Annotated in this window: 5 protein-coding genes; 2 read left to right on the forward strand and 3 right to left on the reverse strand. The window is 72.2% G+C overall.

Going from position 1 to position 4,474, the window contains the following annotated elements:
• Positions 1 to 1,276: Dyp-type peroxidase (locus ACFTQE_RS19965; protein ID WP_376926705.1), on the forward strand; the 1,276-nt coding region annotated here is incomplete at its 5' end.
• On the opposite strand, the gene ACFTQE_RS19970 is transcribed toward ACFTQE_RS19965, so the two are convergent.
• The 3 genes from ACFTQE_RS19970 to ACFTQE_RS19980 form a co-directional block, all read right to left on the reverse strand.
• Positions 1,252 to 1,779, reverse strand: coding sequence for a GNAT family N-acetyltransferase (locus ACFTQE_RS19970; protein WP_376926706.1), 528 nt, complete (start codon positions 1,777 to 1,779; stop codon positions 1,252 to 1,254). The genes ACFTQE_RS19965 and ACFTQE_RS19970 overlap by 25 nt on opposite strands.
• A 94-nt stretch (positions 1,780 to 1,873) precedes the next feature.
• Positions 1,874 to 2,521, reverse strand: a complete 648-nt coding sequence (locus ACFTQE_RS19975; RefSeq protein ID WP_376926707.1) for a PadR family transcriptional regulator — start codon at positions 2,519 to 2,521, stop codon at positions 1,874 to 1,876.
• Complete coding sequence (locus tag ACFTQE_RS19980) at positions 2,518 to 3,408, reverse strand: DUF4097 domain-containing protein (RefSeq protein ID WP_376926708.1); 891 nt, start codon at positions 3,406 to 3,408, stop codon at positions 2,518 to 2,520. Before ACFTQE_RS19980 ends, ACFTQE_RS19975 begins: the two co-directional genes overlap by 4 nt.
• A gap of 237 nt (positions 3,409 to 3,645) precedes the next feature.
• Here ACFTQE_RS19980 and ACFTQE_RS19985 point away from each other — a divergent pair, with 237 nt between their 5' ends.
• Positions 3,646 to 4,404 (forward strand): MerR family transcriptional regulator, encoded by a 759-nt coding sequence (locus ACFTQE_RS19985; protein ID WP_376926709.1) that lies wholly within the window; start codon positions 3,646 to 3,648, stop codon positions 4,402 to 4,404.
• Positions 4,405 to 4,474: the final 70 nt, after the last annotated feature.

Below are 4,474 nucleotides of genomic sequence, written 5' to 3' on the forward strand. Positions count from 1 at the left end.
CCTCGCCCCCCGCGTCCCCGGCCCCCGGGGGGGCCGGGCGCGCGCGCGCCGCCCGCCGGGGCCCGCCGCCCCCCCCGCGGCCGGAGCCGGTGCCACGGTCGCGCTCGGCGCCTCCGCCGCGATTCGGGCGGGCGTCGACGGGGCGGATGCCGCGGGTGCGGGTGCCGGTGCGGGTGCCGCCGCCGGTGGCGTCGTCGCGGCAACCGCCGTCGGCGTGGCGACCGTGCCCTTCCACGGCTCGCACCAGGCGGGCATCGAGACGCCGCCGCAGTCGCACGCGGTCTTCATCGCGCTCGACCTCCTGCCCGAGGTCGACGCGGCGGCGCTTCGCCGCATGCTGCGGGTGCTGAGCGACGACGCCGCTCGCGTGACGCAGGGGCGCGCGCCCCTCGCCGATACCGAACCCGAGCTCGCCGAGGTGCCGGCACGACTCACCGTCACGTTCGGCTTCGGGCCGGGGCTCGTCGCCCGAGCCGGCGCAGAGGCCCCGAGCTGGCTCCGCCCGCTGCCGCCGTTCGGCATCGACCGACTCGACCCGCGCTGGAACGACGGCGACCTGCTCCTGCAGATCGGCGCCGACGACGCGGTGACGGTCTCGCATGCGGCGCGCATGCTCCTGAAGGATGCGCGCAGTTTCGGGGTCGTCCGCTGGACGCAGCGCGGCTTCCGCCGCGCGGCGGGCTCGGAGCCCGAAGGCCGCACGATGCGGAACCTGTTCGGCCAGCTCGACGGCACCGTCAACCCGAAGCCGGGCACGGCGGACTTCGACGAGCTCGTCTGGTCGGCAGGCGCGCCCGGGTGGATGGCCGGCGGCACCTCGATGGTGCTGCGGCGCATCGCGATGGACCTCGACGGGTGGGACCGGGTCGATCGGCCCGGACGCGAGGCATCCATCGGCCGCACGCTGGCCTCGGGCGCGCCGCTGACCGGCGAGCGCGAGCACGACGAGCCCGACTTCGCGGCGCTCGGCCCGGTGGGCTTTCCGGTCATCCCCGACTTCTCGCACCTGCGGCGGTCGAGGAGCGACGAGCCCGGGGAGCGCATCTACCGGCGCGGCTACAACTACGACGAGGCGCCCACCGGGGACTCCGTCTCGGACGCCGGGCTGTTGTTCGCGTCGTTCCAGGCGGATGTCGACCGGCAGTTCGTGCCGATCCAGCGGAGGCTCGACGAGCTCGACCTGCTCAACGAGTGGACGACGCCCGTGGGGTCGGCGGTGTTCGCGATTCCGCCGGGCTGCGCCGAGGGCGGCTACATCGGGGACACGCTCGTCTGAGGCGGCGCGAGGTCGACGACCCAGTCGTTCGTGTGCAGCACGAGGCCGGGCTTCGCCTCGAACGCCTCCTCGCCGAGCAGCCGGAACCCCGCCTTGCGGCAGACGGCGTTCGACGGCGGGTTGTCGACCCGCGGGTAGGCGTGCACCGGCAGCTCCTCGCCGGCGGCGCGAGCCGCGTCGAGCATCGCGAGCACCGCGGCCGGGGCGATGCCCTGGCCGCGGTACTCGGCCTCGACCGACCAGCCGGCCTCGAGGGCGGGAGCGCCGTGCCAGTCGTGCTGCCAGTAGCCGACGATGCCGACGCCCTCTGGGTGGCCGGGGATCACGATGCGGAACTGGTGGGCCGTGCCCTCGCGCCGCATGCGGAGGTAGCGCTCGTGCCGGGCGAGCACCTGCTCGTCGTCTTCGGGGCCGCCGAGCTGGTCCATGAGCTCGTGCGTGTTCGCGCGGTGCAGCAGGGCGAGGTCGTCATCGGACCAGGGGTGGAGCTCGATCGAGGGCATGCGGACATCACATCACCGCCCGCCGACACCGACGAGGAAGGGCGGCGCCCCGGGGGAGGCGCCGCCCGGTTCGGGGGCTCGCGAGCGGGTCGGGCTAGTGGTCGCCGAGCGTCGCGAGCACGTCGGCCCGCACTTGCGCGAGTCGCGCGCGCAGCAGGGTGACCGTCTCGGGGGAGACCCGCCCGCGGCTCGCCCTCGTGCGCAGGTCGGTGCGCAGCTGCTGGCGGAACTCGCTCAGCACGAGGTCGGCCTCGTGCACCGCTCGGCTCGTCTCGGCTCGGGCGTCGCCCGTCCACGACGTCGACCCGTTCGCCGTGTTCGCCGCCGATGCCGGCATCTTCGTCGACGCGCGCTTGGCCTCGCGGGCGGCGCTCGCGAGTTCGGCGCGGAGCGAGCGCATCGCGTCGTTGACCTCGGCGCGCACCCCGTCGGCGAGGCGGCGCACCGAGTCGGTGACCTCGTTCTCGATGCCGTCGAGCTCGTCGCGGCGGGCCTCGAGTTCGGCGCGGCCGGCATCCGTGATCTCGTAGACGGTCTTGCGGCCGTCGGTGGTCTTCGAGACGAGGCCCTCCTCCTCGAGCTTCGAGAGCCGGGGATAGATCGTGCCGGCGCTCGGGCTGTAGGTGCCGCCGAATCGGTCGGAGAGCGCCTGGATCAGCTCGTAGCCGTGTCGCGGCCGTTCGTCGAGCAGGGCGAGCAGGTAGAGGCGCAGGCTGCCGTGGGCGAAGACGGGCGGGGTCATGCGGATGCCTCGTCGTCGCTCGGCCCCGAACCGCTCGACGCGTCGGAGCTGCCGGCACCCGCGGCATCCGCCGTCGTGCTCGCCGTCTCGCGGCGCATGACGGAGATCGAACCCGAGACGCTGTTGGCGCCGAGGTCGAGCCAGGAGCCCGAGAGTTCGCCGGTGACCCGCTCGAAGCCCTTGCCGAGCATGCCCCTGATCGTCGTGTCGTCGATGAGCACCGTGCCGCCGACGGTGTTGATGCGGTAGCGGGCGCCGGATCCGGGGGCGAAGCGCACCGTGAGGTTGCCGGCGACGGTGTTGGTGTCGACCCGGTCGGGCGTGCCGAACGCGTCGAGGATCATGTTGCCCGAGACCGTGTCGGCGTTGAAGGAGCGCACGTCGCCCGTGGCGACGACGTCGCCCGACACCGAGTGCGCGGTGATGCGGCCGGTGTGGTTGCCCGCCGAGACCTCACCCGAGACGGTCGAGAGCTCGACGTCGCCCTCGTGGTTGTCGAGCACGAGGTCGCCCGACACGGTCGAGAGCTTCGCATCGGTCGTGAATCCCGAGACGAGCGTGTCGCCCGAGACCATGCCGAGCTTCATGACGACGTGGCGCGGCGCGAGGATCGAGACGTCGGCCTTCGCGTTGCCGGCCCAGCCCTTGAAGACGTCGATGAAGTTGTCCCACCGCAGCTGCGGGTGGTCGATCTCGAGGGAGTCGCCGTCGATCTCGACCTTCAGGTCCTTGCCGGTGACGTTCGAGATCTCGATGCGGGCGCCGGGCTCGTCGTGGGCGATCACGTCGACCTTGCCGCCGATGAGGCTGACCTTGAGCTTGCGAACCAGTTCGAGGTCGATGACCCGGGTCTCTCCGGGGTTGATGACCCACTTCTCGATGGACATGCCGTGCTCCTTCTGTCGCGGTTGCGTTCTCTGTGCGAGGTGCGGGATGCCGCGGCATCCGTCGCCCTCGAAGTCTCTGACGCGATATATCGCGTGTTTGTCTCTGAACACGATATATCGCGTTTGCCCGCAGTGCAAGTCATGCCGGATGCTGCGGCGCTTGACATTGACGCGGCGTCAACCTTTACCGTTGCAGGCATGGGGCGCGAACGCCCCGATCACGAGGGAGGAACCGCCGTGGACTGGTCGATCCAGGAGATCGCGAAGCTCGCCAGCACGACGAGCCGCACCCTGCGTCACTACGACGACATCGGGCTGCTCCCGCCGACGCGCATCGGCTCGAACGGCTATCGGCACTACGACGACGCCGCGCTCGTGCGCCTGCAGCGCATCCTGCTGCTGCGGGAGCTCGGGCTCGGTCTCCCCGCGATCGCGGAGGTGCTTGACCGCGACGCGAGCGCCCCCCATGCGCTGCGCAGTCACCTCGAGTGGCTCCGCGGCGAACAGGATCGACTGGCGCGCCAGATCGCGTCGGTCGAGCACACCATCGGAGCATTGGAGGGAGGTGAACGACTCATGGCGGAGAACATGTTCGACGGCTTCGACCACACCCAGTACAAGGAGGAGGTCGAAGAGCGTTGGGGCGCGGACGCGTATGCGAAGAGCGACGCGTGGTGGCGCTCGATGAGCGCCGACGAGAAGGCCGACTGGCAGCGGCGGATGTCGCAGCTGGGCCGTGACTGGATCGCGGCGCACGAGCGGGGCGTCGACCCCGCGGGCGACGAGGCGCAGGCGCTCGCGCAGCGCCAGTTCGAGTGGCTGCGCGGCATCCCGGGCACGCCCGGAGGCGGCGGTGCCGGCCCGAGCAGGGAGTACTTCCTCGGCCTCGCCGAGATGTACGTGGCCGACGAGCGCTTCGGCGCGAACTACGGCGGCCGGGCGGGTGCCGAGTTCGTCCGCGACGCGATGACCGCGTACGCGGAGCGCGAGCTCTAGCGCGAACCGGCGGTCGCGGTCACGGCGTGGCCGCGCGACAGGTGCAGTCGCCCCCGAGGTGTCCCGACCC

The organism is Agromyces sp. NPDC056965 (assembly GCF_042673425.1).
GTDB lineage: Bacteria > Actinomycetota > Actinomycetes > Actinomycetales > Microbacteriaceae > Agromyces.

Bases quoted from the DNA above. Each gene is read 5' to 3' on its own strand.
- ACFTQE_RS19970 (WP_376926706.1), bottom strand. From the start codon at position 1,779: ATGCCCTCGATCGAGCTCCACCCCTGGTCCGATGACGACCTCGCCCTG.
- ACFTQE_RS19975 (WP_376926707.1), bottom strand. From the start codon at position 2,521: ATGACCCCGCCCGTCTTCGCCCACGGCAGCCTGCGCCTCTACCTGCTC.
- ACFTQE_RS19980 (WP_376926708.1), bottom strand. From the start codon at position 3,408: ATGTCCATCGAGAAGTGGGTCATCAACCCCGGAGAGACCCGGGTCATC.